The 25,968-nt window shown below is 53.8% G+C and carries 22 protein-coding genes and 1 riboswitch; of the genes, 9 read left to right on the top strand and 13 right to left on the bottom strand.

Annotated features, from left to right (window positions below; translation table 11 throughout):
• The first annotated feature begins 9 nt into the window (after positions 1-9).
• Positions 10-2,262, top strand: a complete 2,253-nt coding sequence (locus CF651_RS27075; protein WP_094017981.1) for an S-layer homology domain-containing protein — start codon at positions 10-12, stop codon at positions 2,260-2,262.
• 130 nt (positions 2,263-2,392) lie between these two features.
• Here CF651_RS27075 and CF651_RS27070 read toward each other — a convergent pair whose 3' ends face one another.
• From CF651_RS27070 to CF651_RS27055, 4 genes are all read right to left on the bottom strand, one after another.
• Positions 2,393-3,778, bottom strand: coding sequence for a cryptochrome/photolyase family protein (locus CF651_RS27070; RefSeq protein ID WP_094017980.1), 1,386 nt, complete (start codon positions 3,776-3,778; stop codon positions 2,393-2,395).
• 249 nt (positions 3,779-4,027) lie between these two features.
• Positions 4,028-4,498 (bottom strand): C40 family peptidase, encoded by a 471-nt coding sequence (locus CF651_RS27065; protein ID WP_094017979.1) that lies wholly within the window; start codon positions 4,496-4,498, stop codon positions 4,028-4,030.
• A 4-nt stretch (positions 4,499-4,502) separates the two neighbouring features.
• Positions 4,503-4,640, bottom strand: a riboswitch (cyclic di-AMP (ydaO/yuaA leader).
• Positions 4,641-5,131: 491 nt separating this feature from the next.
• Positions 5,132-5,947, bottom strand: a complete 816-nt coding sequence (locus tag CF651_RS27060; protein WP_094017978.1) for a hypothetical protein — start codon at positions 5,945-5,947, stop codon at positions 5,132-5,134.
• Between the two features lie 15 nt (positions 5,948-5,962).
• A complete protein-coding gene (locus CF651_RS27055; protein WP_094017977.1) occupies positions 5,963-8,152 on the bottom strand; it encodes a M1 family metallopeptidase in 2,190 nt (729 codons plus the stop codon).
• A gap of 203 nt (positions 8,153-8,355) precedes the next feature.
• Here CF651_RS27055 and CF651_RS27050 point away from each other — a divergent pair, with 203 nt between their 5' ends.
• Positions 8,356-8,871: a YwhD family protein gene (locus tag CF651_RS27050; RefSeq protein WP_094018012.1), complete on the top strand. Its 516-nt coding sequence runs from the start codon at positions 8,356-8,358 to the stop codon at positions 8,869-8,871.
• Positions 8,872-9,020: 149 nt separating this feature from the next.
• Here the strand turns inward: CF651_RS27050 and CF651_RS27045 are convergent, their stop codons facing one another.
• The 5 genes from CF651_RS27045 to CF651_RS27025 form a co-directional block, all read right to left on the bottom strand.
• Entirely contained in the window at positions 9,021-9,767 is a 747-nt protein-coding gene (locus CF651_RS27045) for a metallophosphoesterase family protein (protein ID WP_094017976.1), read from the bottom strand.
• Positions 9,768-9,821: 54 nt separating this feature from the next.
• Positions 9,822-10,190, bottom strand: a complete 369-nt coding sequence (locus tag CF651_RS27040) for a hypothetical protein (protein ID WP_094017975.1) — start codon at positions 10,188-10,190, stop codon at positions 9,822-9,824.
• Between the two features lie 16 nt (positions 10,191-10,206).
• Positions 10,207-10,785 (bottom strand): GNAT family N-acetyltransferase, encoded by a 579-nt coding sequence (locus tag CF651_RS27035; protein WP_094017974.1) that lies wholly within the window; start codon positions 10,783-10,785, stop codon positions 10,207-10,209.
• 102 nt (positions 10,786-10,887) lie between these two features.
• On the bottom strand, positions 10,888-11,559 hold the full coding sequence (locus CF651_RS27030) for a SanA/YdcF family protein (RefSeq protein WP_094018011.1): 672 nt from the start codon (positions 11,557-11,559) through the stop codon (positions 10,888-10,890).
• Between the two features lie 211 nt (positions 11,560-11,770).
• Positions 11,771-12,334, bottom strand: coding sequence for a hypothetical protein (locus CF651_RS27025; RefSeq protein WP_094017973.1), 564 nt, complete (start codon positions 12,332-12,334; stop codon positions 11,771-11,773).
• Positions 12,335-12,540: 206 nt separating this feature from the next.
• On the opposite strand from CF651_RS27025, the gene CF651_RS27020 reads away from it, so the two are divergent.
• Positions 12,541-13,290: a class I SAM-dependent methyltransferase gene (locus CF651_RS27020; protein ID WP_094017972.1), complete on the top strand. Its 750-nt coding sequence runs from the start codon at positions 12,541-12,543 to the stop codon at positions 13,288-13,290.
• 127 nt (positions 13,291-13,417) lie between these two features.
• Here CF651_RS27020 and CF651_RS27015 read toward each other — a convergent pair whose 3' ends face one another.
• A complete protein-coding gene (locus CF651_RS27015; protein ID WP_425436335.1) occupies positions 13,418-15,496 on the bottom strand; it encodes a transglycosylase domain-containing protein in 2,079 nt (692 codons plus the stop codon).
• A 300-nt stretch (positions 15,497-15,796) separates the two neighbouring features.
• On the opposite strand from CF651_RS27015, the gene speE reads away from it, so the two are divergent.
• The 4 genes from speE to CF651_RS26995 all read left to right on the top strand — a co-directional run bounded on the left by speE (position 15,797) and on the right by CF651_RS26995 (position 20,238).
• On the top strand, positions 15,797-16,624 hold the full coding sequence (gene speE, locus CF651_RS27010; RefSeq protein WP_094017970.1) for a polyamine aminopropyltransferase: 828 nt from the start codon (positions 15,797-15,799) through the stop codon (positions 16,622-16,624).
• 21 nt (positions 16,625-16,645) lie between these two features.
• Entirely contained in the window at positions 16,646-17,515 is an 870-nt protein-coding gene (gene speB, locus CF651_RS27005; RefSeq protein WP_094017969.1) for an agmatinase, read from the top strand.
• A 115-nt stretch (positions 17,516-17,630) separates the two neighbouring features.
• A complete protein-coding gene (locus CF651_RS27000) occupies positions 17,631-18,422 on the top strand; it encodes a YhfC family intramembrane metalloprotease (RefSeq protein ID WP_094017968.1) in 792 nt (263 codons plus the stop codon).
• 229 nt (positions 18,423-18,651) lie between these two features.
• The gene (locus CF651_RS26995; RefSeq protein ID WP_094017967.1) at positions 18,652-20,238 is read left to right on the top strand and encodes a copper amine oxidase N-terminal domain-containing protein; all 1,587 of its coding nucleotides are present in this window, start codon (positions 18,652-18,654) and stop codon (positions 20,236-20,238) included.
• A gap of 94 nt (positions 20,239-20,332) precedes the next feature.
• On the opposite strand, the gene CF651_RS26990 is transcribed toward CF651_RS26995, so the two are convergent.
• Together CF651_RS26990 and CF651_RS26985 are read right to left on the bottom strand one after the other, a co-directional pair.
• Positions 20,333-21,196 (bottom strand): metallophosphoesterase, encoded by an 864-nt coding sequence (locus CF651_RS26990; RefSeq protein ID WP_342746620.1) that lies wholly within the window; start codon positions 21,194-21,196, stop codon positions 20,333-20,335.
• A gap of 32 nt (positions 21,197-21,228) precedes the next feature.
• On the bottom strand, positions 21,229-22,059 hold the full coding sequence (locus tag CF651_RS26985) for an AraC family transcriptional regulator (RefSeq protein ID WP_094017965.1): 831 nt from the start codon (positions 22,057-22,059) through the stop codon (positions 21,229-21,231).
• Positions 22,060-22,197: 138 nt separating this feature from the next.
• Here CF651_RS26985 and CF651_RS26980 point away from each other — a divergent pair, with 138 nt between their 5' ends.
• Together CF651_RS26980 and CF651_RS26975 are read left to right on the top strand one after the other, a co-directional pair.
• Positions 22,198-24,228 carry a beta-galactosidase gene (locus tag CF651_RS26980; protein WP_094017964.1) on the top strand — a complete coding sequence of 677 codons (2,031 nt, stop codon included), beginning with the start codon at positions 22,198-22,200 and terminating at the stop codon, positions 24,226-24,228.
• 48 nt (positions 24,229-24,276) lie between these two features.
• Complete coding sequence (locus CF651_RS26975; RefSeq protein WP_094017963.1) at positions 24,277-24,690, top strand: YwiB family protein; 414 nt, start codon at positions 24,277-24,279, stop codon at positions 24,688-24,690.
• Between the two features lie 90 nt (positions 24,691-24,780).
• Here CF651_RS26975 and CF651_RS26970 read toward each other — a convergent pair whose 3' ends face one another.
• Entirely contained in the window at positions 24,781-25,953 is a 1,173-nt protein-coding gene (locus CF651_RS26970; protein ID WP_245856178.1) for a S8 family peptidase, read from the bottom strand.
• Positions 25,954-25,968: the final 15 nt, after the last annotated feature.

The raw sequence follows: 25,968 nt of genomic DNA, 5'->3' as shown, positions 1-25,968 counted from the left end.
ATTTCTCACATGTTTAATGGGTTGATCAGAAAAGGGACGACTCTGCTCCTTACCCTGTGTTTGATCGTGTCATCCTTTGGCATGGTCTATGGTGCGGAAGAGTTATCTGATGTGAAAGGTCACTGGGCAGAGAAACCATTGACCGATTGGATAGTTAAGAACAGAATTCAAGGCTATGAGGATGGTTCCTTTAAACCGGACCATGCAATTACGCGTGCCGAATTTATGGCGCTTGTGAATCGTTCCTTCGGCCTGAGTGTAACATCGGATGTGTACTTTACCGATTTGAAATCATCGGATTGGAACTACACAGATGTGCGAGTAGCACTAGGAGCGGGCTATATTGAAGGCTATGAGGACCATACGATCCGGTCAATGAAAGCCATCAACCGGGAGGAAGCTGTAGTCATGATCTCCCGTTTGTTGAAGCTGGATACCTCTTCCTACACGGGAGCCGGGAATGCTTTTACTGATGGAGACCAGGTGGCAGCTTGGAGTAAGGCCGCTGTAGAAGCCACTGCAGCTCAAAAAATCGTAGAAGGCTATACTGATACATCGTTTAAGCCTAAGAAAGAAATTACACGGGCTGAAGCGGTGGTAATGCTGGATCGTGCATTGGCGGGGCGAACCGCCGAGGTGGTGTACAACCGGGAAGGAACCTACGGACCTGAATCGGGACAGCAGACGATTTCCGGCAATGTCGTCATTGAAGTGTCCGGCGTCAAATTGCAAAATACCGTGATTGAAGGGAACTTGCTGTTGGCAAGTGGAATTCAGGAAGGAGACGTTTTTTTAACGAACGTAACCGTTAAAGGAACGACAACGATCAACGGGGGCGGAGCGAATTCCGTTCATTTTAAGGATTCCATGCTGGGGAAAGTAATTGTAAACAAAAAGCTTAGCCTGGTTCGTATCGTATTGGAAGGGACGACAAGAGTACAGGAATTTATCGCACAAACTCAAGCTCAAGTAGAGTTGAGTATTTATGCCGTTATCAACAATGCCATCATAAATAATGTCATTACATTTAAAGGCCAAGGAACGATCGAGATCGTTACTTTGAACGATACGGGCAAAGGAACGACTTTTGAAAAACAGCCGGGCAATGTAAACGGGGAAGGTGCTGTAGGTGGAGGTACGGGCGGAGGCTCCGGCTCTTCAGGCAGCAATAATCATCATAGTTCTTCATCGGGCACAGGAACGGTCACGGGATATGTATACGATGCAAAGCTCAGCAGGAACGGTGCAGTAAATAAAGGCGCATCTGGGGTGACGGTATCCGTGTACAGCAAGCCTTCGGCTCCCGAGACGCTTATTACCACTGTGACAACAGATGCGAACGGACAATACAGCCTCAATCTGGTACCCGGATCTTATTATTTCACTTATCAGGGTAATGGATATTTACCGCGAGGCACTTTTTCAGCGACTGCTGTAATTACAGGTCAAACCATCTCAATGGAAGCAATGGAACTGTACCATACAGCACTGCTTCTTGGAGCGAGAGACAATTCCATTGGAAGTATCCAGCGGGTGTTCGGTGCTATTGTGACGGTCACGATCAATAATGAGACGTTTACGGAAGAAAGCAATGTAGATGGAGCCTACTTCATCGATTTGCCTGTAGGAACGGGAACGGCCACAGTGACTGCAAAAGGCTACAATGATGCAGTGTCCACTCCATTCGAAATCATAGAAGGAAAAGAAACGAGAGTTACGGTATATATGAAGCCGTTGCCCGCCACAGTGAGCGGTACAGTGTACGAATACGGTACAGGCTTGAAGCAAGGTAGCGTAGCAATAAATGTTTATCAAATGACCAGCACGAAGGAGACGCTTGTCCAACAGCTGATGACCGATGACAATGGGCAATACAGCGTGAACCTGCAGCCATGGATGCACTACAGATTCCAATTTACAAAGAATGGGTATGCAGTGGGGGATACACCGATTTACGTGAATATCCGTCCCGGCACCTATGCGCTGGACAGAGCGATGGCAGCCACACTTGTTTACGGCAACGTAGCAGCCGCTGGCTCTTCGGGATTGGGCGGTGTACACATCACAACGGTAGGTCAAGCAACCTATACAATGGATACCGATGCTTACGGGAACTACCTATTGTTTAATTTGCCGGAAGGCATATATACCATCACAGCTTCCAAGGATGGCTACGACAGCGTGACAACCGGTTCCTTTGAAGTAACAGCTCAGGGTACAGTTAAAATGCCTCAGATTCGATTGAACGCAAAGAAGAACTGAAGCGGACGCAACCATGGTGCTGGAAATATAAGCCTGGTCTAAGTAGTACGTAAGTTACTAGATGTAAAAAAAGCAATGAACCTGGCCCCGTGCGCTTTGAGCTGACGGGGCCAGGTTCTTTTTGACATGGTTAAGCGTCAGTCCAGCTGTGCAGAAGCCCTCGGTATACGTCAATCGCTTGGGTCCTCGACGTTTTAAGGTCTACAATGGCGTGCAACTGCGGCCGGTGGATGGTTTTATCCGGCAAATGAGCCAGCTCCGGAAGCCAGCGGCGAATGTAGGTCCCCTCCGGGTCATGTGTCTCCGATTGTGTGACGGGGTTCATGATCCGGAAGTAAGGCGCCGCATCGAAGCCGAGCGAGGCGCACCAGAGCCAGCCTCCGCGGTTCAGCGTATTATCGTAATCGCTCAGCTTGTAACGAAAGTATTGTTCTCCGTAGGGGAAAGGGCACAGCAGGTTTTTGGTCAGAAACATCGCGGTGACCATCCGCAACCGGTTCGGCATCCATCCGGTCGTGTTGAGCTCGGTCATCGCTGCGTCGATGATAGGAATGCCGGTGCGCGCCTCACACCAGGCCTGAAAATGGCGGTTGTCGAGCGTGGACAAATCGTAGCGCTTCTCGTACGTGAAAAAGTGGGCGTCGAGCCGCGCCTGGTAGATGTAAAAGTCGCGCCAGGCGAGCTGGCGCAGCCATGCCTCCCGCTGCGGGTGGGCCAGCAGCGCCTCGTACACGGCGCGCACGGAGATTGCGCCGACGTTGACGTGCCGGCTCAGCCGGCTCGTCGCCTCGTGCGCGAACCGGTCGCGCCCGTCGGCGTAGCTGCGCAGCCGCTCCGCGAGGAAGCCGCCCAGCACGCGGTGCGGATCCGGCGCCAGCGCCGTGGATCCGCCGGCGTGCCCGGCTTCCGCGCCGCGGCTTGCGGCCAGGCTCGCCGCCAGCTCCGGCGGCAGCGCAAAGGCCTCGGCGGCGGAGGGGTGAAGCTCCGCCGTAGCGAGCTCGCGTACGTGCACGGCCGACGCGGGGCGGTAGAAGTGGAGCAGATAGTCGCTCCACTTCCGGTAAAAGGGCGTGAACACCTTGTACGGCTCGCTGCGCCCCGACCCGCGCTGGAACTCGCGCAGGTCGACCAAGCTCTGCTCGTCGTACGCGGTGACGGCCACCCCGGCAGCCTCCGCTGTTGCGCGCAGCTGCCGGTCACGATGCGTAGCATAGGGGGTGAAGTCCTCGTGGAACACGAGCTCCTCCACCGGATGCGACGCGAGAAGCCCGCTCACCACCGCTGCCGGCTCGCCGTAGAGCACGTGCAGCCGCTGGCCGGCTGCCTGGTACAGCTTCTGCAGCCGGGCGGCATGCTGCAGGAAGTTGATCCCGCTGTGCTCCAGATGGCGTTCCCGTTTCAGCAGGAACGGGTCCAGAATGAGCACATGCAGGCTTTGCTTGCCGCGGGCGCGGATGGCATCCCACGCCGGCAGATCGTCGACCCGCAGATCCTTGCGGTGCACGAATAAAATCATGGTCAGGCCGCTCCTTCCGGGGAATGAATGTTACCAGTAATTCGGGCATCCATTGATTCGCATTATGGCATATAAGGGTAATGAGTCCAAATAGAAATAGAAGCTGGAGAGAAAGAAAGCCCTCAGGCTTGTCCGAACGCCAGGGGCGTGACGGTGCAATCACTGAGGGCCATTGATAAGGATCATTCCATTGAAGCGTTCTAATACGTTGGTTGGAACCGAGCTATAGAAACTGGTCCTACTTCTCGTTTAGGAATTGTCAGTCATCAGCTGTTCGAACTGGTCGTCTGACAAAATCCGTTTGGCGGTGACGTAACGCTTTGCGTAGTAGGACTCGCTAAGGCTAGTTACGATGACACCTTGATTGGTTGCGGAGTGATACATTTTTCCGTTACCAACGTAAATGCCCACATGCGAAATTCCTTTGCCGCCCGTGTTGAAGAACACGAGATCGCCTGGGCGGAGCTGATCCTGGCTGATTGTTGTGCCAAGTGTAGCTTGTCCTGCCGATGTGTGCGGCAGATCGATGCCAAACTTGTCGAACACGAAGGAAGTGTAGCCGGAGCAGTCGAAGCCTTTCGCTGTAGTGCCAGCCCATTTGTAAGGGGCACCCAACTCTTCGTTCACAGCTTGGCTCAACGGTGTTTCAGCAAAAGCGCTTCCTACTTGAACACTGCAAAACAATGCCACGGATACGGCAAAACCAAAAAACCTTTTCAATGAAATTGTCCCCTTCCGGTGCCTACGAGGTTAGCTTAAGGGTTCGGTTGAAGGTTCCCTATGATCACTCTGTTGCGAGATCAATTCACCCGGGTGTGGATCCCCCGTTTTCCAATCTGTGGAAATTCGGCAATATGTACGTTTATTTTGTTTCGACTACTACAATTCGATCTTTACCGCTATTTTCCTGCCGTTGTCACAAATTGTTCACAAATTTAAAGCGATAATGTGAAACCTTTTGAAGAAGGCATGCGAATCCCGTAAGAATAAGGCTTTTTCCTTCGTCACCGTTTTATTTATCGACCGGAAGAAGACATTCCTTTAATCGAGTTCGACAAAATTTGGCTAGGAATGACATCCTTTTAAAGAAATGAATGAGGATTTTGCATACCGAATGTCGGGGGAAGTGTTCGAGGGGATTGGCACTTTATAAGCGATCCTGTATGTTTGTCAGAGAACCTATTTTTTTTGCTCGTCAAAAAAAGACCGCCCGAACCCGGACGGCCTTACCTTGTTATTATAGCCTTATTGCTACTGCCAGCTGCAGGCTTGAGCTTCACGAAAGCTTCCGCCTCGCTAAAGCTTCAAGTCGAGTGCCCACCATCAAATTAAATTTCCTCTGCATTTACTCCCTTACTCGCTTTTCGCATTCCAGATCGCATATTGCGCCGTAATGGACCACATTTTACAAAACATATGAAGGAAACGGTACAGCTGGAAGCCGAGCAGCGTAGCGAAGCCGGCCCAAATCATCGCGGACGTCATGACGGCGGCGGATAAGATCAGTGTAATGAGTACGATGACTGCGGCCAGCAGTACAGCGGTTACTGCGTTGCGGAGCAGCAAAACCATAGAGAACGAAAGCGGCTTTTCGCTGACCATGCCGATCTGCAGGTGCATGAATAAGGTCTGCAGCAGGAAATTGTAGAGCAGGAAGCCTCCCAGGAGGGGAAGTATATCCCAGGCGAAGCCCTCCAGTGAAGTATGATGCTGAAAGCTTCCGGCCCCCCGGGTATACAGGAAGTAGAGGGGAGCTAGGGTTAAGGCCATCTGCACGACATACAACCCGAGGAAAGGAAGCGTCAGCTTGCGAACGCCGCGGACAAACCGATAACCGGCATTCAGCTCCTGATGATGGAGGGAGTAGTAAACCCCGGCATTGAGCATCGGACTGAGCAGCATCCGCGCGACGAGCAAGCCCAGCCCCCACCATAAATAAGAATGGATCAGGTCGGTTTTGGTGATTTGGAACTGTCCCTCGACCCAGAACAACTGCACGGCTTCACGAGATAGCTCTTGTCCGGGGTAACGGTGGAGCAAAGGGACGGCGACGGAGCGGACCAGCTTATATAGCAGCAGGCCCCACAGCAGATTGTAGACGAACAGCGTACATACTGCAAAAGGCTGGTACCAAGCTATGGCCAGGCCGGTTTTCAATAGCTTCCACATGATACGCTCCCTCCTTTACCAGGCGACCCATCCAAACAAGGTCTCCATAAATTTCACGACACCCAAATTCCAGCGTACGGATAGCTTCGGATCGACATTCGTTTTCATAAAGCTGTTAATGCGTTTATTCTCCAATACAATCGTGTGCTGCGGATCAATCGCGACCCATTGAATCGGGGCTTGATGCATCAGCTTGAATTGGACGTCCGAATCAATGCCGTCCCACATTTTATCGATCTGCGAGCCGTCTGCAAAATGGAACCGGATCGGCACCGCATGATACGTGCCCCCATGCTTTTGAATACGTATCGTATTCTCATACAGAGACTGGCCGTCGCTCGTCACCTTTTTGGACTGAATGCTGGTGATGCCGTAGTCGACCATGAAGCCGCTGTACACATATTGCTCGAAAAACTCGGCCCAGCTCGTCTTGGTCGTATCCTCCAGCACCTTCTGGAAATCGGCTGTTGTCGGATGCTTGAATTTCCAGCGCTGGAAGTAGGTTTTAAGCACACGGTCCATCACATCTGTTCCTATTTGACGCTCAATCGACTTCAGAACCAGCTTGGCGCGGGTATATACGTTTTCTGCGTACTCGTCATGCTTCCCGTAGTTCCAGGAGTCCTGCTTCAGCGCTTCGGGGGATGTTATGTAGCTGGACTCTACCGTCAAATTCGACTTTACGCCGTACTCCAGCTCCATCAGCCGGTCTTCCGCATAAGAAGTGAACCCCTCGTCCAGCCAGGCTTCCTCGAATTCGTTGCTCGCGACCATGCCATACCAGTATTGATGGCCGATCTCATGGACAATGACCCGTTCAAGCTCCAGATCGGGGTTGTCCTCAGCTGCTCCCCAGCCGGTGATCAGGGTCGGATATTCCATTCCCCCAGCCCCGTTGCCATTTTCCGGAGGGATGACGATGGATAGGGTGGAGTACGGATAGCTGCCGTACCACTGCGAGTAGCGGGCGAGCGCTTTTTTGGCGGCAGTCATGTAACGGGCCTTCAGGTTCTCGTGCTTCGGATCAAGGTACAGCTTGATGCGTACTCCCGGTATTTGCTGCGTGGCGTACGGCTCCTCGTAATACACGAAGTTAGGGGAAGCGGCCCAGGCAAAATCATGCACGTCATCCGAATAGAAGGCATACGTTTTGACCTTGCCGTCATCGGCAGGCGGCTTCAACGGGAACCCGGTTGCCGCTACCGTGTAGTTGGTCGGGACTTTAATCCGCACGTCATAAATGCCGAAATCCGCATAAAATTCAGAGTTGCCGTGATATTGATGCAAATTCCAGCCTTCCACGGTCCGGCCTCTGACGCCTGTCGGCTCGTACACCGCAATTTTCGGGAACCATTGGCCGGCCATCACGAAGTCGTCGGCATACCCCATCCGGGCAAAGACGGCGGGCAGCTTCACCTGAAATGCCGTATTCAGGGTGATCTTCTCTCCTGGGTTGACGGCTTTCGGAAGTGTGACCTTCATTAAGGTGCGATCATTTTTATTCGCGTCATCCGGCTGAACATATTCCATTTTGGAGGCGAGCTCTTCACCATCCAGCGTTTTCATGCTGCTGACCGTCATCCCGCCCAGGCTGCCGTCATGGCTCTTGTCGTTGCGCAGCTTGCCTCCGGACTCTTCCATGAAGGTCGTTTTTTTCGATTCAAATGCGTTCGGATACAGGTGAAAATACAGCTCCTGCACCGGCACGCTTCCAGGGTTTTTCCAGGTGAGGGAGGAGGTGCCGTTCAGCAGCTTGCCCTGAGCATCCAGCTCCACGTTTAAGTGATATTCTACGATGCGGTTGCTGAGCGGAGTGGGAGCGGGCTTCTCCACCGGCTTGGCCGGCAGGCTGGGCGGTGCAGGGGACTGGGCGGCTCCCGCAGGGGCGAGCACCCGAGATGAGACGGGCAGGGCTTGCTGCAGACCGAGGGAGGATCCGTCGGCAAACGATAAATCCTTGGCATACGTCAGAAAATCCGGCTCCCCTTTCAAGGAGGGGGAGGTCATGGTGACAGGGCGCAGCGGAATGGAGCCGAGGGCGCCGGAGCCTTTGGCAGCCACCCATGAGCCGGATACCAACGAAGCGGTCTCGGGTGCGGTGCCGGTGCTTGTGCCGAGCAGGGCTTGGCTTACAAACGCGGTGCCGCCGGCTAGTACAAGTAAGAAACACCATTGTGCAAGTCGGTTGCCGATAACATTTTTCATCACTTTTTCACCCCGTTGACAAGCATCTACAGCATGTATATGTCGTCATTCCGAGGAATATTTCTGTCTCGTCCAAAAAGAGTTTTCACCCGCAGCGACGGGGCCGGAAGAAATTTTTTTAATTATGACTGGAAATGACCCGTCGTTATTCGCTAAAATGGGATGGAAACCAAAAATATTTCAGCAAATGGGACGGTGCCTCCATGGATATAAATAACAATCAGCCGGCAGACAAGCCGAAGAAGCTGAATGCTCTAAATATTGTCAGCGGCAAGGTGGAGCATAAAGGGTTTGGCGCGGGGTCAATCGATCTAAGCCAGCTGTCCAGCGTCATTATAGACGGGGACGAGGCGTACCTGGATATGGGAGCGCTGCATGCGAAGAGCAAGGTGGAGAAGGGAATCAAGTTTTCCGTGAACAAAGAGGATGCGCCGAACGGCCGGACCTGCTTCATCGTCTGGGTTGCTGCGGACCGCAAGGAAACGGGGATGTATTACGCGGGCGTGACGTCCTGCGAGATGACGGTGGACCCGGAAGCCAAGCGCGGCTGGAAGATTCTTGCCGATCATGTAAACCGGATGGATTACGCGCTGAAACGCCGCATTATGCTTGAAAATTTGGGCGAACGCGAGAAAGCCGCATTGAAGAAACTGCTGATGGAGTACAATCCCGCGATGTGGGACAACTCCAACGACGATTTAAAAGAGGCTCTTGGCTGAAAATATGTACATTATGTGACGTCCATTGTACAATTCCGTGGCTACGATGTATACTAATGCCTAGTATATGCAACATATACTAGGACAGCAAAAAGGCAGACCCCCGGGTCTGCCTTTTTGTGTATTATTTTTGCCGCATCAACCATCGGTTACCCCTTATCCTTAAGTCCCCGGTAACGGCCGGTCCGCAGCTCTTGAATGTAGGGGGCGAGCGCCGGCATCTGCTCCTCCTCCGCCTGGCGAACCGCAAGCTCGATGTCATAAGGCACACGAACCAGCTGAATGGAGAAGGAGGCCGGACTGGAGCTGCCTGCCTGTCCTTCCAATATCGCATAGGAGGCCTGAGGAAGCTCCAGCGGATTGCCTACGCTTCCGGTATTGAACAGGGTGCGTCCCTGAAAATGCTGCACATAAGCATTATGGATATCGCCGTACCCGACGACATCGGGCAGCCGTCCGTCGGCCGGCGTTCCGGTCTGCTCCGTATGCTCGAACATCGCAAGCCGGTCTTCCATTGGCGCCCACGGCTGTACGCGGGTATAGACGCTAACGGGAGAGGCGTGGAAGAGGCGGATGGTTTTGCCGCTCATCAAGAGCTCATGTGAGAAGGGAAGGCTGCCGAGCCAGCGGAGCCGTTCTTCACCCAGACGCCTCTGGTGCCACCGCAGGTCCTCATGCTCGGTTGGCTGGGCGACCAGATGGTCCCAGTTGCCCATGACGACCGTATCGCATACCTCGCGAATCCGGTCCACCGCCACCTCCGGGTGAGGCCCTTTGCCGACCAGATCCCCGAGGCAAATAACGCGTGCGAGGCCGCGGCCGCGAATATCATCGAGTACGGCATCGAGTGCGGGAATATTCCCGTGTATGTCCGACAGGACAGCTATTTTTTCCATCGCGGTAGCCTCCCTATTTTCCATCTCTACATATTATATTCCGCTGCATCTCCGCTATATAAGGAAGAAGCCCAAGCTGCTGGTCAGCAGTGTATAGAAGAAGGAGCATACGGCTCCCAGTACAACGCCGCGTCTCCAGATCCTTTTCATCGAACGATCGGGAAATACATATGAAACGACGGCTGCGATCAAGGAAATGATGGCATACGTCAGCAGGTTGATCAAATCGTGAATGGGCCACAGCGCATTCCCAATATGGAAAAGCTCTACCGGCGCCTTGCTGAAAAACGTAACGAACCATAGTGTCGTTGAAAAAAACACAAGCGAGCTTGCAGCATAGCCTGCCCCGAGCTGGGGCTTTTTAAGAATAACTCGCAGTAAGACAAAAGAAAGAAGTGCATATACTCCTAATTCAATCAACATGATGGCGTTCTCCTTGCTAAGGAATCATTCCCACTCTCTGTCTTGCCTCAGTATCCCATTCTTCGCTGGTCATGGCATAGATCCCGTGATCCTCCCACACCTCATGAATATGGAGATAGCTGCGCGCCAAGCCTTCGTAACGAAAGCCCGCCTTCTCCAGCACCCGGATACTCCGGGTATTGCGCGGCATCACAGCGCCTTGCAGGCGATGCAGACCGATTTCGGTAAAAGCATACTGGATCGCCAAGCGAACGGCCTCCGTCATGTAGCCGCAGCCCGTGTATCGCTGATCCATATAATAGCCGATGTTCGCATTCTGCCACGGTCCCCGGAACACGGCGGTCAGGGAGACGCGTCCGATCAGCTTGGCATTTTCATTCAGGAAAATACCGAATATGTAGCCTGCATCCTTCTGGGCATCCCGCCAGCTGGTGCGAATCAGGTCCTTCTGATAATCCAAAGTGAAATGACTGTCCGGTCGCGCCGGCTCGTACGGACGGAAATAGTCCCGGTTATGCACCCGCAGCTCCCTAAGCGGCTCTGCGTCGGCCAAGGTGAAGGGGCGGATATGAACACGGTCTAATATGAGCTTCATAGATGCGACCTTTCCTGCTAACGGTTATTGTTCTATTGTATGCCTAATCCACGCCTCTCTTCAAGCGGCGTTATTGGACATTTTGTTAAAAGAAGGAATATGTCAACGATCTGCGGTCAAGCGCCCGTCGCCTGTAATCGGAATCGGGTCGCCAAGATAAGTAGGCTTCGGCTTCAGCAGATGAAGCCATACGAAATCTTTGCTGCGGGCAAGCACCTCGCGAAGCTCATAGCGGGGCATCCCCGGGTACGACTGCTTGTCGGACGCGATGCCGTACGCCTCCAATCCCATTTGACGAGCTGTATATACCGCCCGCATCAAGTGGTACTGCTGGGTGACGATCAATACCTTCTTTACCTGGAAAATATCCCGGGCCCGGTACATGCTTTCATAGGTGCTGAACCCGGCGTGGTCCATAAAAATATGCTCTCGCGGGATTTGGCGCGCCTCGAGGAAGCTGCGCATCGTGTTCACTTCATCGTATTCGACTTGGCCATGGTCGCCGCTGACAATAAAGCGGTCGGATTTGCCGGCCTGCGCAAGCTCCAGGGCGGTCTCGAGCCGGTCATTCAATATGCTGGATACGGAGCCGTTCGAATAAACTCTTGCTCCCAGCACGAGAATCGCATCGGCTTGAGGAGCGTTCTCCGGGCTGACGATGTAGCGGGAGGCTTCCGTTTTTACCGCCTCATTCATACCGTACAGGCCTAACAAAGGAGCGATGCAGATCAGACCGACGGTCATCCAGGTCTTCCATGATTTTTTTAGTTTCATTTTCAAAGTAGGATCCCTGCCCTGCTGTATTGGAATTTCCAAGAGTGGAAGCACTTGGGTCTTTCCTTATTAAACGCTGCGGAGGGGAAGGAAGTTTCTGTATGAGCGGAAAAAGGACAATAGCGATCGGAAGAACGATCCGTCCATGCAGCCGCAACTTTTTCTGCAACCCTATGAAATGGCGGCTGGGCTTTGGGCCTTGTTCCATACCTTATTCCGTACCCTCGGCTGCCGGAATTTCCATCAGCCTGGATCGGATTCCCGGAGGAAGCGGTTCGGCAGCCATCCGGGACACCGCTCTCTTATTGGCGCCGTGCTGCCGGAGATACGACCATAGCGCCTCCGCTTTGTCTTGCCTGCCCATAAGGGAATAGGCTGCGGCCCATACTTCCGGGGAGGCCATGCGCAACCCCTCCCATTCGAACGCCGCAAGACTCGGGAGCCGGCATAGGCCGGATTCGCTATGGATGGCGAAGCTTCCGATCAAATCGATCGGCATCGTCTCTCCAGAGGCATCCGCAGCCTCCTTGATCGTTATCCGATAGCTGCTTGCAAAAGGATAATCCCCAGCCGCTGCGCGATGCCAAACCAACCCCAGCTCGTCTAAAATTACGGCCACTTCCCCATAAGCGGCATCCGTGGTTAGATCCCAATCACGTACCTGTCTGGCAAGGCCGAGACTGTAGAGCAAGCCGCTGCCGCCTGAGGCGTACGGGATGCCTGCTGCTTCGAACTGCCGGGTCAACGTATGGATCGACTGTAATGCAAGGTTCATGGGAACGCCTCCTAAGGTTTCCGTTTCTTTCTCTTTAGCATAAGGGGGAGCAAATGCAATTTCAATAAGACGGGCTAACTGACGCCGAGTTTGAGTAGAAAAAAACAGTCACTTGCCCATTGGATATGGAAGCGCTTATTATTTTACCAGCATGAAGCAGCTGTAAAGGCGGTAAATATATCATTAATGAATAGGGGGAATTCAGGATGGCGGAAGAAGAGGAACAACTGTTTTACGATCGGATCGGCCTTGCCAACGGATGGGATTTCAGCTCGGTTAGAAGCCGGATCGAGGGCGAAGAACGGGATGTGTACGAAGAATCGGCCAAGCGCTGCGGGCGCTCCGCACTGTGGCTCGATATCGGTACGGGAGGGGGAGAGCGGATACTGCCGCATGCGGAGGAGGCTTTGCTGCTGGTAGGCATTGACCGCTCCGAGTCCATGGTCCGAACGGCCGTGGACAACGGACGCAAGCTGGCGAAGCCGAACGTCCGTTTTTTGAGGATGGATGCGCGTCGGCTGGACTTCCCTGATGGCTTTTTTGACCTGGTGACCTGCCGCCATTCCGCATTCGATGCGAATGAGGCGGCGCGAGTGCTCCGGCCGGGCGGGTATTTCCTGACACAGCAGGTTGGAGAACGGGACAAATGGCTTTTGAAGCAGGCGTTCGGCCGAGGCCAGCACCTGGATACCCAAGCGGGGGCTTTGCTTCAGAAGTACAAAGAGGAACTATCTGCTGCCGCGTTCCGCGAGCTCGAAATCCTGGAATGGGATACAGTTGAGTATTATGAATCCGTGGACGATCTGTCATTCCTTCTTGCCCATACGCCGATCATTCCTGACTACGGTCAAATGGAGGGGGACGCTGCATGCCTGGCCCGGTTTGTTGCTGAGCATTCGACGCCCCAAGGCATTCGCACGAATGCGCAGCGGTTCATGCTTATCGCTCGAAAATAGATCGCGGCTCGTACGTACCGCTGCCCAAACCGAAAAACGCGCCCCAACCCGCCGGAGAAGCGGGATGGGGCGCATTTTTGTCTACAACCTCATGTCAGGATGGTTGTTCACCCTGGAGGGGCGCTGCTTATTCATTCCACCAGCGCTTCAAATCCTGCCACCACGTGCCGTTGCCTTTCGGCTTGGACGGTGCTGCGTTGTCCTTCGCAGGCTGCTCGGTGCAGTACTCCGTCGGCTCGGTGCCTTGAACGAACGCCTCCAGCCGGGAGTTCGGGCAGCTGTCGTTCGCCAGCTTGCCGGTGGCCTGATCAATGTAGACGCTCACAACGTTGTCCGGGGCCTCAAATAGCTTCGGCGGTACCGATTCCAGCGCGCGCTCGGTAAAGTCCGCGAAGATCGGTGCGGCCAGGTGCGATTCCACCGCATTAATATTGCGGTCTTTATCGTAGCCGACCCAGACGGCGGTGGAAAGCTCCGGCGTGTAGCCGACAAGCCAGGCATCGGTGTTCGTCGTGCCGGTTTTTCCGGCCACGGGGCGCTTCAGCACGGCGGATACCCGGTTGCCTGTGCCTCCGGTCTCGAACACGCTCTCCATCAGCTGCGTCATGACGTAAGTATAGGAAGGCTCGATGACCTTTTCTTGGGCGGGTGCCGATGCATAGACGGTTTTCCCCCGGTTATCCTCAATGCGTACAATCGCCGTCGGCTCGACCCGCACCCCTTGGTTCGCGAAGATGCCGAATGCGGAAGCCATCTCAAATGGGCTAACGGGGTACGTCCCGAGCGCCAAGGAAGGCAGCGGCTTCATCGGGCTGTTGATGCCCATTTTACGCGCCATGGCGATGACATTTTCCGGACCGACGTCCAGAATGGTATGCACGGCGAAAATGTTGTCCGACTTGGCAATCGCTTGCCTGAGATCGATCCAGCCATTATATGTGTTGCCGAAGTTGCCGGGCGTATACGTCTGGCGTCCGTTATCGTAGGTGAACGTCATCGGCTCGCTTTTGAACCTCGTCACCGCGGTATACTGCTTCTGCTGCAGTGCTGTCACATAGACGACAGGCTTGAACGAGGACCCCGGCTGACGGGTATTGGAGAGGGCCCGGTTGTATTGGTTCTGATTATAGTCGCGGCCGCCAACCATAGCCTTGACATATCCGCTGCGCGGGTCGATCGCCACCAAAGCGGCCTGCATTTCGCCGTACTTGGCCAGCTGGGTAGAGACGACCTCCTCGGCAATTTTTTGCGCCGATGCATCCAGCGTCGTATACACCTTGTAGCCGCCGTCCTCGAACTGATCCTCGGTAATGCCCAGCTTCTCGGTAGCGAGGCTGCGGACATAATCGCGGAAATAACCGGCTATCGCTTGCTTCTTGGGCTCCAGCGGAAGAATCGTCAGCTTTTCCCGCTTGGCCTGATCCGCGATCTGCTGCGTAATAATGCCAGAGGTCACCATCGTTTGCAGGACGGTTTCCTGCCGCTCCTTGGCGCTTTTCATATCGTAATAGGGGGAGTAGTATCGCGGCCCCTTTGGAATGCCTGCCAGCATAGCGCTTTCCGCGAGCGTCAGCTCCTTCGCATCCTTGCCGAAGAACAGCTTGGAGGCCGCCTGAATGCCATAGGTGGAATGTCCGTAATAAATTTGGTTCAAATATTCATCCAGAATCTCATCCTTGCCCATCTGCAGCTCCATTTGCACCGCGTAGTACGTCTCCTTCAGCTTTCTTGTCCAAGTGCGCTCATGGGAAAGGTACAAATTTCGTGCGAGCTGCTGGGTGATCGTCCCGGCGCCCTGCACCTTGGCCATATGCTGCAGATTGACGACCGCGGCCCTTGCGATTCCGCGAATATCGAAGCCATAATGATTGTAGAAATTACGGTCCTCGATCGCGAGCGTCGCCTGGATCAAGATCGGCGAGATTTGATCGAGAGGCACCTCCTGCCGATTTTTGCCCCCGTTCATCGTCTCCAGCACCTCGCCATGCACATCATAAATTTCCGTGGAAGGCCCCATTTGAGAAACGGGCAAAGCTTGGGAACGCATATATAAGAGCAGAACGAATAAAACCGCAGCGCCAATGATGAGCATGGAGAAGCTGAAGGAGCCAATCGATTTCAAGCGCCGGAACCAACCCGTGGGCTGGAGCTCTTCGGTTTTGGGCTTGGGAGACGGGGAAGCAGCATTGTTGCGCGGATTCGACACGGCCATTCCTCCTTTCCGCAGGAATATACATTCTACCCAGCTGGTTTGCTGAATGCTTACAGGTACCCGATGCGGGCGCCCTCTTACTTTCCAGTATGGAAAAATGTAGAAGGGCCTATTCAATCGTTTTGGCGAATCACGTTAATTTTTTTTGAACAATGCCATTTCGCGTCTCATTATATTTGCATTTTCAGGTAGATACACTATAATACAACTTGACGCGTAACTGCCCGTTCATTCGTGCAAACACCGAGTCCCTTAATTGGTAAAGGATATTTGAAGAAAGAAGGGTGATCTGTAATGGAATTATGGTATACAGAGAAACAAACGGACAACTATGGAATCACAGCTAAAATTCGCGAGACTCTTGTAACGGAGAAAACCGATTTTCAAGATCTCGCCATTGTAGATACAGTAGAATTTGGCCGCCTGCTGGTGCTGGACGGTATGGTTATGACCACGGAGAAGGATGAGTTCGTTTATCATGAAATGGTAGCGCACCCTGCCCTGTACACGCATCCGAATCCGAAGCACGTGCTGGTAGTCGGCGGCGGCGACGGCGGTGTTATTCGTGAAATTATGAAGCACCCTGACGTGGAAAAAGCGGTGCTCGTCGACATCGACGGCAAAGTTATCGAATATTCGAAGAAGTTTTTGCCTTCCATCGCTTGCGAGCTGGACAACCCTCGGGTGGAGGTTATAGTAAACGACGGCTACATGCACATTCATGACCACAAAAATACATACGACGTGATCATGGTAGACTCCACGGAGCCGGTCGGTCCTGCGGTCGAGCTGTTCAGCCGCGGCTTTTACCAAGGCATCTACGAATCGTTGAAGGAAGACGGCATCTTTGTCGCCCAAACCGATAACCCTTGGTTCAAAGCGGAGCTGATCCAGAACGTCAACCGTGACGTCAAAGAAATTTTCCCGATCGTTCGCGTGTACTGTGCGAATATTCCTACGTACCCAAGCGGCTTGTGGACGTTCACGATGGGAAGTAAAAAATATGATCCGCTTCAAGTGGACGAAACGAAAATTCCTGACATCGACACGAAGTACTATACCCCTCGTTTGCATAAAGCGGCTTTCGCGCTGCCGAAATTCGTTGAGGATCTTTGCAAGTAATCTATTGAAGGAAGTGTACGCATGCGTTTGGATCAAGCCTACTCCGGTAACGTGTTTATTTTAAGCTCTGATGATTATGAAGCGTCCCGCGCGGTTATTTACGGTATGCCAATGGACTTTACCGTCAGCTTCCGTCCCGGCTCACGATTCGGTCCTACCCGGATCCGCGAGGTTTCTATCGGTCTGGAAGAGTACAGTCCGTATCTGGACAAAAGCCTCGAAGAAATCAAATACTTTGATGCCGGCGATTTGCTGCTGCCCTTCGGCAATGCCGCACGCAGCCTCGACATTATCGGCGACTATGTGCGCGGCCTGCTGAACGACGGCAAGTTCCCGCTCGGTTTGGGCGGCGAGCACCTGGTGTCCTGGCCGATCTTCCGCGAAGTGTACGCGAAGTATCCGGATTTGGCGATCGTTCATTTCGACGCTCATGCGGATTTGCGTGAGCAGTATGAGGGCGAGCCGTTGTCCCACTCCACACCGCTTCGCAAAGCAGCGGAATTGATCGGCGGCAAGAACGTGTACCAGTTCGGGATCCGCTCCGGCTCCCGCGAGGAGTTCCGTTATGCTCGCGAGAATATTAATTTTTATCCGTTCGAGGTCCTTGAGCCTTTGCGCAAAGTACTGCCTGAGCTGGCAGGCCGTCCGATCTATTTGACAATCGACATTGACGTGCTGGATCCTTCCTGCGCACCGGGTACCGGTACGGCGGAAGCGGGCGGGATCACTTCGAAGGAATTGCTGGGTGCCATTCACGCGATGGCGGCGGCGAACCTGAACCTCGTCGGCGCCGATCTGGTGGAAGTAGCGCCTGCCTACGACCCTACGGAGCAAACGCAAATCGTTGCGGCAAAGGTTATCCGCGAAATTTTGCTTGGATTGGTTAAATAGAAGGTCATATGGCGTAGAAGGTCACGCATATAGAAATATGGAAAGCAGTTCCTCACTCTAACGGGCGACAGGAGCTGCTTTTTTTCTGCAAAGAGGAGAGGAGAAAAGATCAACTATGCATACGATATCTACATTGACGCTAACCGGAATGGTTCTCCAGATCGGCATCGTATTGATCTGGCTCGTTGTCGCTTTTGTTTATGCAAGGAAACGGGAGCACATTGGCATCAAGCCGGTGCTTATTGGCGCGGTGGTGTTCCTGGTGTTTTCCCAGGTGCTGGAGAAGCTGCTGCATGTGTTTATGCTGCAGCTGAACCCGAGTACGGCCGCTTGGCTGCAAAACCCGTGGCTGTACGCCATGTACGGGGCCTTGGCCGCGGGGATTTTCGAGGAGCTGGGCCGCTATGTCGGCCTTCGCTGGTGGCTGAAGCAGCGCTGGAGCTTCCGTGACGGCGTCGCCTTCGGCCTCGGGCACGGCGGCTTGGAAGCGCTGCTGATCGGGGTAGTCGGCGGCATCCAGATGCTGGTGCTCGCGCTGATGTACAGCGCGGGCACGCTGCAGCAGGCGATCGGCGGCAAGCTGCCTGCCGAAGCCGCCGATGCGCTTGTCGGGCAGCTGACAGGCGCAACGCTGGCCAGCTTCCTGCTGGCCGGCTTCGAGCGTATTCCCGCTATGCTGCTGCACGTCGCCTTGTCCCTTCTTGTGCTTCAAGGCGTGCGGGAGTCGCGCTTCAGGTACGTAGGCTACGCGATTGCGGCGCATGCTCTCATTGACTTCTTCCCTGCGTTGTACCAGAAGCAGATGCTGTCGCTGGCTACAGTTGAAATCCTCCTGCTGCTCGTGGGGATCGGCAGCGTTCTTTTTATAAGGAATGCGAAGCGGCAGGCGTTAAAGCGACCGGTTTGACCGAGACGCAGGACGCGTCCATCCATCCACAAGCCTTTACTGCTCTACGCGAGCTGTAGAGGCTTTTTTTTGACCACACTCGAATTTATATAAGCTTCCGAGCGCATGGCTTCTTGAAGGACGGCGAAATCCTGCCTCTGGCCCCTGCAAATCTCGTAAACTACTTGCCATTTCATATATTTCCCATTTATAGTAGGTAGGATTACAAAATAGAAGGGGATGGAAGAAAATGTCGTTTTGGAACAAGAAAGGACTGATGGTCCTATGTCTTGTATTTCTAGTATTGGCCGGCTGTCAGCCGGTGAACGGGTTTGACCCGTTAAAGCTGTTTGAGAAGGAGGCGGGGGTTACTTCTTATGAGGGTTCGGTATCCCTTGCATTTGATTTTGATGTAGAAGAAGCAGTGGTAACCGAAGATTCAGACGGTCTTGATTCCTATACGGATTACCAACGCAACAGGTTAGAGGAGTACCGGATGCTGAATGGACTTCAGCTGAAGCTGAGTGAACTGAAAGTGAATACCCTTGTGGGCCAAGTATCGGGGAAAGGCACATTGGCGAAAGCGCAGTGGAGCATTCCGTTCGCTTTTTCCATAGACGGTGAGCGGACGCTCGTTCAAGTGGAGGGAGCGAAGCATCCGATTCAGGTGAAGAACTCGGCCTTCACGAATAAACTGCCGTACTTATTTCAAAATGTATATTGGATGGCCGGGACGATGTCCGCGTCAACGGAGAACGGCGAGAAGGAGCGCGAGCTTGCCAAGAAGAGCCTTGGCTTGCTGGTGAGAAACCTTCCGAACGCGGATAGTCTGAAGGTGGAAGCGAATAAAGAGGTAACGGTTCATGGGGCACAGGTTACAGGGACGCAGGCTGCTATTGATGTGACGGGAGACCAATTGCCTGGGCTCATGCGAAAGTATGCCCGTTCGATGACCTTCGACGATAAAGGGCTGAGGGAATTAGCGGATGGCATTTACGGCTACCTGAAGGATTTGGAGCTTGGTGATGGTGCTTATCAGGAGTGGCTCGGGGATAAGGAGCTGTCCGTCGAAGGCATTTACGGTTTGGAGAAATTCGCGCTCTCGTATTTGTCGGTTTGGGGCTTGGATGATGAGCTGGATACCGAAGCAATGAAAGATACGCGTGTGCATCTGGACCTGTTAGCGGATGAACAGCAGATTGTCAGACAAGCCAATCTGGCCATTCAATTGAAAGGTGAGCACAGCTTGCGCAAAGGGGTTACCAGCGGCAGCGTGCGGTTCGCTATGGAGCGCTGGAATGTCAATGGAGGCGTACAGCCGAACGTAGTAGCCGGGCAGGATGCCGTAGATCTGAGCTCCCTGAAAACCTCAGAGGCGCTGATGGATCAGGTAGAGCCTTCTTCGGCGCTTGATCATTTTCTTCGCGACGAATTGAAGCTGACGCGGAAGCAGTTCAGTATTTGGTTAATGGACCCCTCCACCCTGCAAAAAATGGGTTCCCGGGTTCAAGAAGGCGGATATTTGTCTAACACCGGATATATTTCCGAGGGTGTAGCTTACGGACAAGTACGCAAAATTACCGAGCAGCTCGGTTATAAGGTCGAATGGGACAATGATACTCATACCGTAGTTGTCAAAACAGGCAAGAAGGAAATTCGCTTTACTAATGAAAGCTCGATTGCTGTCGTAGACGGCCAAGAGGTCGAAATGGGCAGTCCCGTACAATTCCTGGGAGGAGCTTATTTTGTGCCGGCACGCTTCCTGGTGGAGCAATTAGGCGGCGAAGTTCATTGGAGCAGCAAACGGGCCTCCGAGCTTTATATTACAAAAGACTAAAGAAAAGCGGCCGGACCCTTTTGCGGGGTGCCGGCTCTTTTTTCTGCAAAATATTGATTTCGCAGCAGCAATTTTCTGATAAAAATGTCTGTGGCTACGCTCTGCGCAGCGTAAATACGGTCAGCTCCGGCCGGCACCAGAAACGGATCGGGTAGACGGATACGCCGATTCCGCGGTTCGTATACACCTGAAGCTTGCCGCCGCCTAGCGTATACAGGCCATCGACATATTTTTTGCCATACTCCGGGGTGATGATATGGCCGTAGAAGGGCAGGCGGACCTGGCCGCCATGGCTATGGCCCGAGAGCTGGAGATCGACGGGATGCTGCACGGTGATGTCTGCAAAATCAGGGCAGTGGGACAGCAGGACGACACATTCGTCCTTTGCCGCAGTTCGGCTCAAGGCGGAAGGCAGATCCGGCTTTCCGTCCCACATATCATCCACACCGCACAGCCAGATGCGGTCTGCCCCGCGCTTCAAGGGAATCGCTTGGTTCATGAGCACATTGAAGCCGCCGTCGGTTAAGATGCGAATAATTTTTTTCGGCTCCTTGCTGTAGTAGTCATGGTTTCCCAGCACGGCCGCTTTACCCAGAGGAGCGCTTAATCTAGATAGCACCTGCGATGTCAGCGGACCGTCCTGCCCGGTTGTCGAATCAAAAAGATCCCCCGTAAAGCAGATCAAATCCGGGTTCAACGATTGAATATGATCGGCCAGCTTACCCAGCTGTTCTACCGTATAGTGAAAGCCCAGATGCACGTCACTGAACTGTACGATCCGCATGCCGTCGAAAGCCGCAGGCAGCCGCTGCAGCTGCAATGTCACTTTCTTTGTCGCGAGCCAGCCGGGCTCGGCATAACGGGCATAGGTATAGCCTGCGATGGGGGACAGGAGAAATCCGGCGAGCGTGCAGACTCCTTTTTTCAAGAAGGACCGTCGGCTGATCCTTGGCTCCATAAGCATTCACCTGCTTTCGTTCTATTCTCTTGCTACAACAGCCGATGGGCTTTGCGGAAGCTGCTGGGGGTCAGCCCCTCTTGTTTTTTGAACAGCTTGATGAAGTAGCTGCTGTCCTCATAGCCGACCAAGCGCGCGACATCCCGCACCTCCATATCCATATGCAGCAGCAGCAGCTCTTTGGCCTTGCGCAGCCGGAATTTGGTCAAATAAGCGAACGGACGCAGTCCCAGCGTTTGCTGAAACAGCAGGCAGGTGTGCTGCGGCGACACTTGCAGCTGGTCGGCCAGCTGCTTCAGGCTGATCGGCTCGCCATAATGCTCCTCGATGTAGGTGAATATAGGGGCGAGCTGCTCCACATGCTGCCGCTTGGATCGTACCTCGGAGCGGGATGCGTAGAGGAACAGCTCAAGCAGCAGCTGGTAGCCGAGTGCGGAGCATTCCACGCCGCGCAGTGGATCTTCCGTTTGAAGAGCGGACAGAATGGACTGCATTTTCGTTAAAATCATATCGGGATTGGTGACGTACAGTACCGTTGAAGTATCGAAGTGAAGGGAAGACAGCATGTCGCCCATATGCTCGCCGTTGAATGTGACCCATTGGACAGTCCACGGCTCGCGAACCGGAGCATATTCATGCCTCTCGTCCGGGAACAGCAGCATGCCTTGCCCCTCCTGAACGATAACCGTTTTGCCGCCTACGGTGAGCTGTCCGGCCCCGCTTAGCGTTTGAATCCATTGATAGTCGGGAAACCCGGCTTCGCGGACCATAGGCTCCTGATTGTGCCAACAGCCCGCGCTGGTTATATATAAAGGGAACTTCAGGTCCATCTCGGTGATCACACCAAAAATATTCGAATCCATGACGGTATCCTTCCTTTGACGGGCAGCTATTAAATATGAATATAAACCTATTATAAAGAAAATACTCTGATTGATAAACGTCAAATGAAAGTCGTATCATACTCATATGATCTGATTTTATGGAGGAGGATGCAAGCAATGTCGATTTCCAAAAATGTGAAGCTTCCGCACATGTTTTATGGCGGTGACTATAATCCGGAGCAATGGCCGGAAGAGGTATGGCTTGAAGATATGCGCTTGATGAAGAAAGCAGGCGTGAATATTGTAAGTATTGGGATTTTCAGCTGGGCGGTGCTTCAGCCGGGTCCGGATACGTATGATTTCGCATGGATGGACCGCTTGATGGATTTAATGGCCGAGAACGGCATTATGGCTGACCTGGCTACGGCAACCGCTTCCCCGCCTGCCTGGCTAGCCCGATTGCACCCGGAGTCGCTGCCGGTTGACGAGAACGGGGCGCGCTACTCGCAAGGCTCGAGGCAGCATTACTGCCCTAACAGCAAAGCTTTCCGCCTGTACGGGCAGCGGTTGGTGCGCAAGCTGGCTGAGCGGTATAAGGATCATCCGGCTTTAGCGATGTGGCATATTAATAATGAATATGCCTGCCACATCTCCGAATGCTATTGCGACGTATGTGCAAGCGAGTTCCGTCTGTGGCTGCAGCGCCGCTACAGCACGCTGGACGAGCTGAATGCGCGTTGGGGCACGAACTTCTGGAGCCAAAAATATTACGATTGGGAGGAAATCGTTCTCCCGCGGAAAACGCCAACTTATCCGAATCCGGGGCAGCAGCTGGACTATAAGCGGTTTATGTCCGACAGCCTGCTTGACGCTTACTTGGGCGAGCAGCGGATTTTGAAGGAAATCACACCGCATCTTCCTATTATGACGAATTTGATGGGAGCGCACAAACCGTTAGACCAATTCGAATGGGCGAAGCATATGGATGTCATCACATGGGACAGCTATCCGGAGCCTACAGCAGGCATCCCGGTCTTTGCGGCGATGCAGCATGACCTGATGCGCAGTCTGAAGGGCGGCGAGCCGTTCATCCTGATGGAGCAGGTCACAAGCCAGGTGAACTGGCGTCAGCAAAATCCGCTGAAGCGTCCGGGCGTGATGCGCTTGTGGAGCTACCAGACCGTCGCACACGGCGGAGACGGCGTCATGTTCTTCCAATGGCGCCAATCGTGGGCCGGTGCGGAGAAGTACCACGGCGCCATGGTGAACCAGACCGGCGACGAGAATACGCGTGTCTACCGTGAGGTGGTGCAGCTGGGCAACGAGCTGAAGCAGCTCGATGGGATCGTAGACGCGCGGGTAGAGGCACCTGTGGCCATCGTCTTCGATTGGCCTACCTGGTGGGCTTTGGAGCTGGACTCCAAGCCAAGCCGCGACGTGCTCTATTTGGACCAAATCAAACAGTACTACAGCGTCCTCTTCGAGCGTAACATCGGGGTCGATTTCGTGCAGCCGGACGCCGATCTGGGCAAGTACAAGCTCGTGCTGGCTCCAACGATGTATATGGTGGCTCCGGGCGTAGCCGACAATCTCGAAAGCTATGTACAAGGCGGAGGCACGCTGCTGACGACGTTCTTCAGCGGCATTGTCGATGAGAATGACCGCATTCATACCGGAGGCTATCCCGCACCGCTGCGCAAAGTGCTGGGTCTTTGCGTCGAGGAGTTTGATCCGATGCTGCCTGGACAGACCAATGCCATCCAAGTCGAAGGCTTGGGCGCGGGGACGGACGGAGAGTACAGCTGCAGCCTGTGGTCCGACATTATTCGACTTGAAGGCGCTCAGCCGCTGGCCCGGTTCACGCAGGATTTCTTTGCAGGCTCCCCTGCGGTTACCGTACATGCGTTCGGTTCAGGTAAAGCGTACTATGTAGGCACACAAGGCGAGGCTGCCTTTACGTCCAAGCTGGTCGGCGGCATTCTCGACGAGCTGAATCTTGCGGCACCGCTCGCGGCTCCGGCAGGGGTGGAAATGACCGTGCGCGTGGGCAATGACGGGCAGCGCTATATCTTTGTGCTGAATCATCTGGCTGTACCAGCCGATGTGCAGCTCCCGCAAGGGGCCTACAGCGATCTGCTGAGCGGCGGAAGCTTTACAGGCGCTCTGCAGCTGGCGCCTAACGGCGTAGCGATTCTTCACGCGAATTGATCATCGTCCCGCCTCCTGCTACACTGGAAAGGAACAGGAGGGGAACGGATGAAGAAATCGGTTCAAGTGAGCATAGAAAGCTATTCTGATGGCCAAGAGATCTCGCAGAAGGCTCAGGGCGACTTGTATCGGAAAGGCGATCACTACTATTTGCGCTACGAGGAAACGGAAGCCGAAATGCGCGGAACGGTGACAACGGTGAAGCTGGAACAGGCACGTATTCGTATCGTCCGCAGCGGGGCGATCCGCTCCGAGCAGGAGTTTATCGTCGGTAAGTCATGCCAGGGCATCTACGAGACGCCACAGGGGCGGATGGGACTGGAGACGGTGACGCATGCGATGTATTATGATTGGAGCGACGGCTTAGGCACTGTTGAATGGAGCTACGATCTCTTCGTCATGGGGGATCCGGCCGGCCGATACCGGCTCCGTTTCCATATTGCCGAAAGGCAGCTTTCCTAGCTCGTGCATAACAAAAGCAGGTCCCCGGTGGTTTCGTGCCACCCGGGACCTGCTTTTGTCGCACATAGAGGGCCTATAGCCCTCATGCCTCTAGGGAGACCCTTTCGCTACAGAACTGAGAGCGCGGAGGGCATGAATTTCTTTGATGCCCAAGCCGCCCTTGCCGCTCTTTAAAATTAATTTGGCATTTTTTTTGATAAGGGATTTGATTTGAAGCGGCTTCAAGCCGGGCCTGCGGGACAGCATCAGCGCGATGACCCCGGTCACGTGGGAGGTGGCCATGGACGTGCCGCTAAGCTCGTGATATTTTCCTCGGAGCCAGGTCGAATAAATTTTTTCGCCGGGAGCGTAAATATCAATGTTTTTGCTGTTGTTGCTGAAGGAGGCGATTTGTCCCTTGCGCGTCGTTGCGCCTACCGCAATGACTTGTCGCAGCCGGGCGGGATAATCGATCGTTGCCTGCTTACCCTCGTTGCCGGAGGAGGCGACGACGATCACGCCGGCCTGATATGCATTGCGTACGGCCGATTCCAGCGCACGACTGTATGTTTTCATGCCGAAGCTCATGTTGATGATGTGAATCTGATTTTTGACGCACCAGTCGATCCCGTTAATAATATCGGAAACGAATGCGCTCCCCTGATGGTCGAACGCCTTGACCGGATGAATCATAGCCTGTGGCGCCACGCCGATAATCCCCCGCTGCCGGCTGGACGCGGCAATCGTTCCTGCGATATGCGTTCCATGCCCGTTGTCGTCGTTAGGCATCATATGCCGGTTCAGTAAATTGATGCCGTAGGACAAGCAGTGACGTAAATCCGGATGTGTAAAATCGGCGCCAGTATCGATGACGCCGATCCGAATCCGCTCTCCCTTGGACTTGGCCCATGCTTGAGGCGCACGGATATGCTTAATACCCCAAGGAATATTAGGGGTTTCGTTTGTCGTTTTACCGCTGGACGGCTGGATGGCCGTGACCGCCTTAGGCGCATGGACTTGAATTTGGGTATCTGCTTCAATCGACTCGATGAAGGGGAAGGGGATGGGCTGGCTTGTCGTTTGAAGCGTGCAGGAAAGGGCACGAATGATTTTCAATGGCTGAACATTGTTCAAGCGGGGCCATTCTTTGCTCCGCCGTTTCATGTGGTGGATGCAAGCTGTGAAATCCTTACGGGTTTTGAAACGGATAATATGCTTGCAAGAGGCGTTATCATCGCCTTCCAAGGCATCATGTAGCCATTCGACAAACGTGGATGGTTTCAATTCGGTCGTCCCTCC

The sequence above is a fragment of the Paenibacillus rigui genome (assembly GCF_002234615.1).
GTDB lineage: Bacteria > Bacillota > Bacilli > Paenibacillales > NBRC-103111 > Paenibacillus_S > Paenibacillus_S rigui.
Note: the sequence above shows the minus strand (reverse complement) of the source record. Positions and strands in the feature narration are given on the sequence as shown.

Excerpts from the sequence above, each read along its gene's own strand:
- speE (WP_094017970.1), top strand. The coding sequence starts at position 15,797 with ATGGAATTATGGTATACAGAGAAACAAACGGACAACTATGGAATCACA.
- CF651_RS27045 (WP_094017976.1), bottom strand. The coding sequence starts at position 9,767 with ATGGAAAAAATAGCTGTCCTGTCGGACATACACGGGAATATTCCCGCA.
- CF651_RS26990 (WP_342746620.1), bottom strand. The coding sequence starts at position 21,196 with ATGGAGCCAAGGATCAGCCGACGGTCCTTCTTGAAAAAAGGAGTCTGC.
- CF651_RS27070 (WP_094017980.1), bottom strand. The coding sequence starts at position 3,778 with ATGATTTTATTCGTGCACCGCAAGGATCTGCGGGTCGACGATCTGCCG.
- speB (WP_094017969.1), top strand. The coding sequence starts at position 16,646 with ATGCGTTTGGATCAAGCCTACTCCGGTAACGTGTTTATTTTAAGCTCT.
- CF651_RS27020 (WP_094017972.1), top strand. The coding sequence starts at position 12,541 with ATGGCGGAAGAAGAGGAACAACTGTTTTACGATCGGATCGGCCTTGCC.
- CF651_RS26975 (WP_094017963.1), top strand. The coding sequence starts at position 24,277 with ATGAAGAAATCGGTTCAAGTGAGCATAGAAAGCTATTCTGATGGCCAA.
- CF651_RS27035 (WP_094017974.1), bottom strand. The coding sequence starts at position 10,785 with ATGAAGCTCATATTAGACCGTGTTCATATCCGCCCCTTCACCTTGGCC.
- CF651_RS27050 (WP_094018012.1), top strand. The coding sequence starts at position 8,356 with ATGGATATAAATAACAATCAGCCGGCAGACAAGCCGAAGAAGCTGAAT.
- CF651_RS27055 (WP_094017977.1), bottom strand. The coding sequence starts at position 8,152 with ATGAAAAATGTTATCGGCAACCGACTTGCACAATGGTGTTTCTTACTT.
- CF651_RS26995 (WP_094017967.1), top strand. The coding sequence starts at position 18,652 with ATGTCGTTTTGGAACAAGAAAGGACTGATGGTCCTATGTCTTGTATTT.
- CF651_RS27075 (WP_094017981.1), top strand. The coding sequence starts at position 10 with ATGTTTAATGGGTTGATCAGAAAAGGGACGACTCTGCTCCTTACCCTG.
- CF651_RS26980 (WP_094017964.1), top strand. The coding sequence starts at position 22,198 with ATGTCGATTTCCAAAAATGTGAAGCTTCCGCACATGTTTTATGGCGGT.
- CF651_RS27025 (WP_094017973.1), bottom strand. The coding sequence starts at position 12,334 with ATGAACCTTGCATTACAGTCGATCCATACGTTGACCCGGCAGTTCGAA.
- CF651_RS27030 (WP_094018011.1), bottom strand. The coding sequence starts at position 11,559 with ATGAAACTAAAAAAATCATGGAAGACCTGGATGACCGTCGGTCTGATC.
- CF651_RS27040 (WP_094017975.1), bottom strand. The coding sequence starts at position 10,190 with ATGTTGATTGAATTAGGAGTATATGCACTTCTTTCTTTTGTCTTACTG.
- CF651_RS26985 (WP_094017965.1), bottom strand. The coding sequence starts at position 22,059 with ATGGATTCGAATATTTTTGGTGTGATCACCGAGATGGACCTGAAGTTC.
- CF651_RS27000 (WP_094017968.1), top strand. The coding sequence starts at position 17,631 with ATGCATACGATATCTACATTGACGCTAACCGGAATGGTTCTCCAGATC.
- CF651_RS27060 (WP_094017978.1), bottom strand. The coding sequence starts at position 5,947 with ATGTGGAAGCTATTGAAAACCGGCCTGGCCATAGCTTGGTACCAGCCT.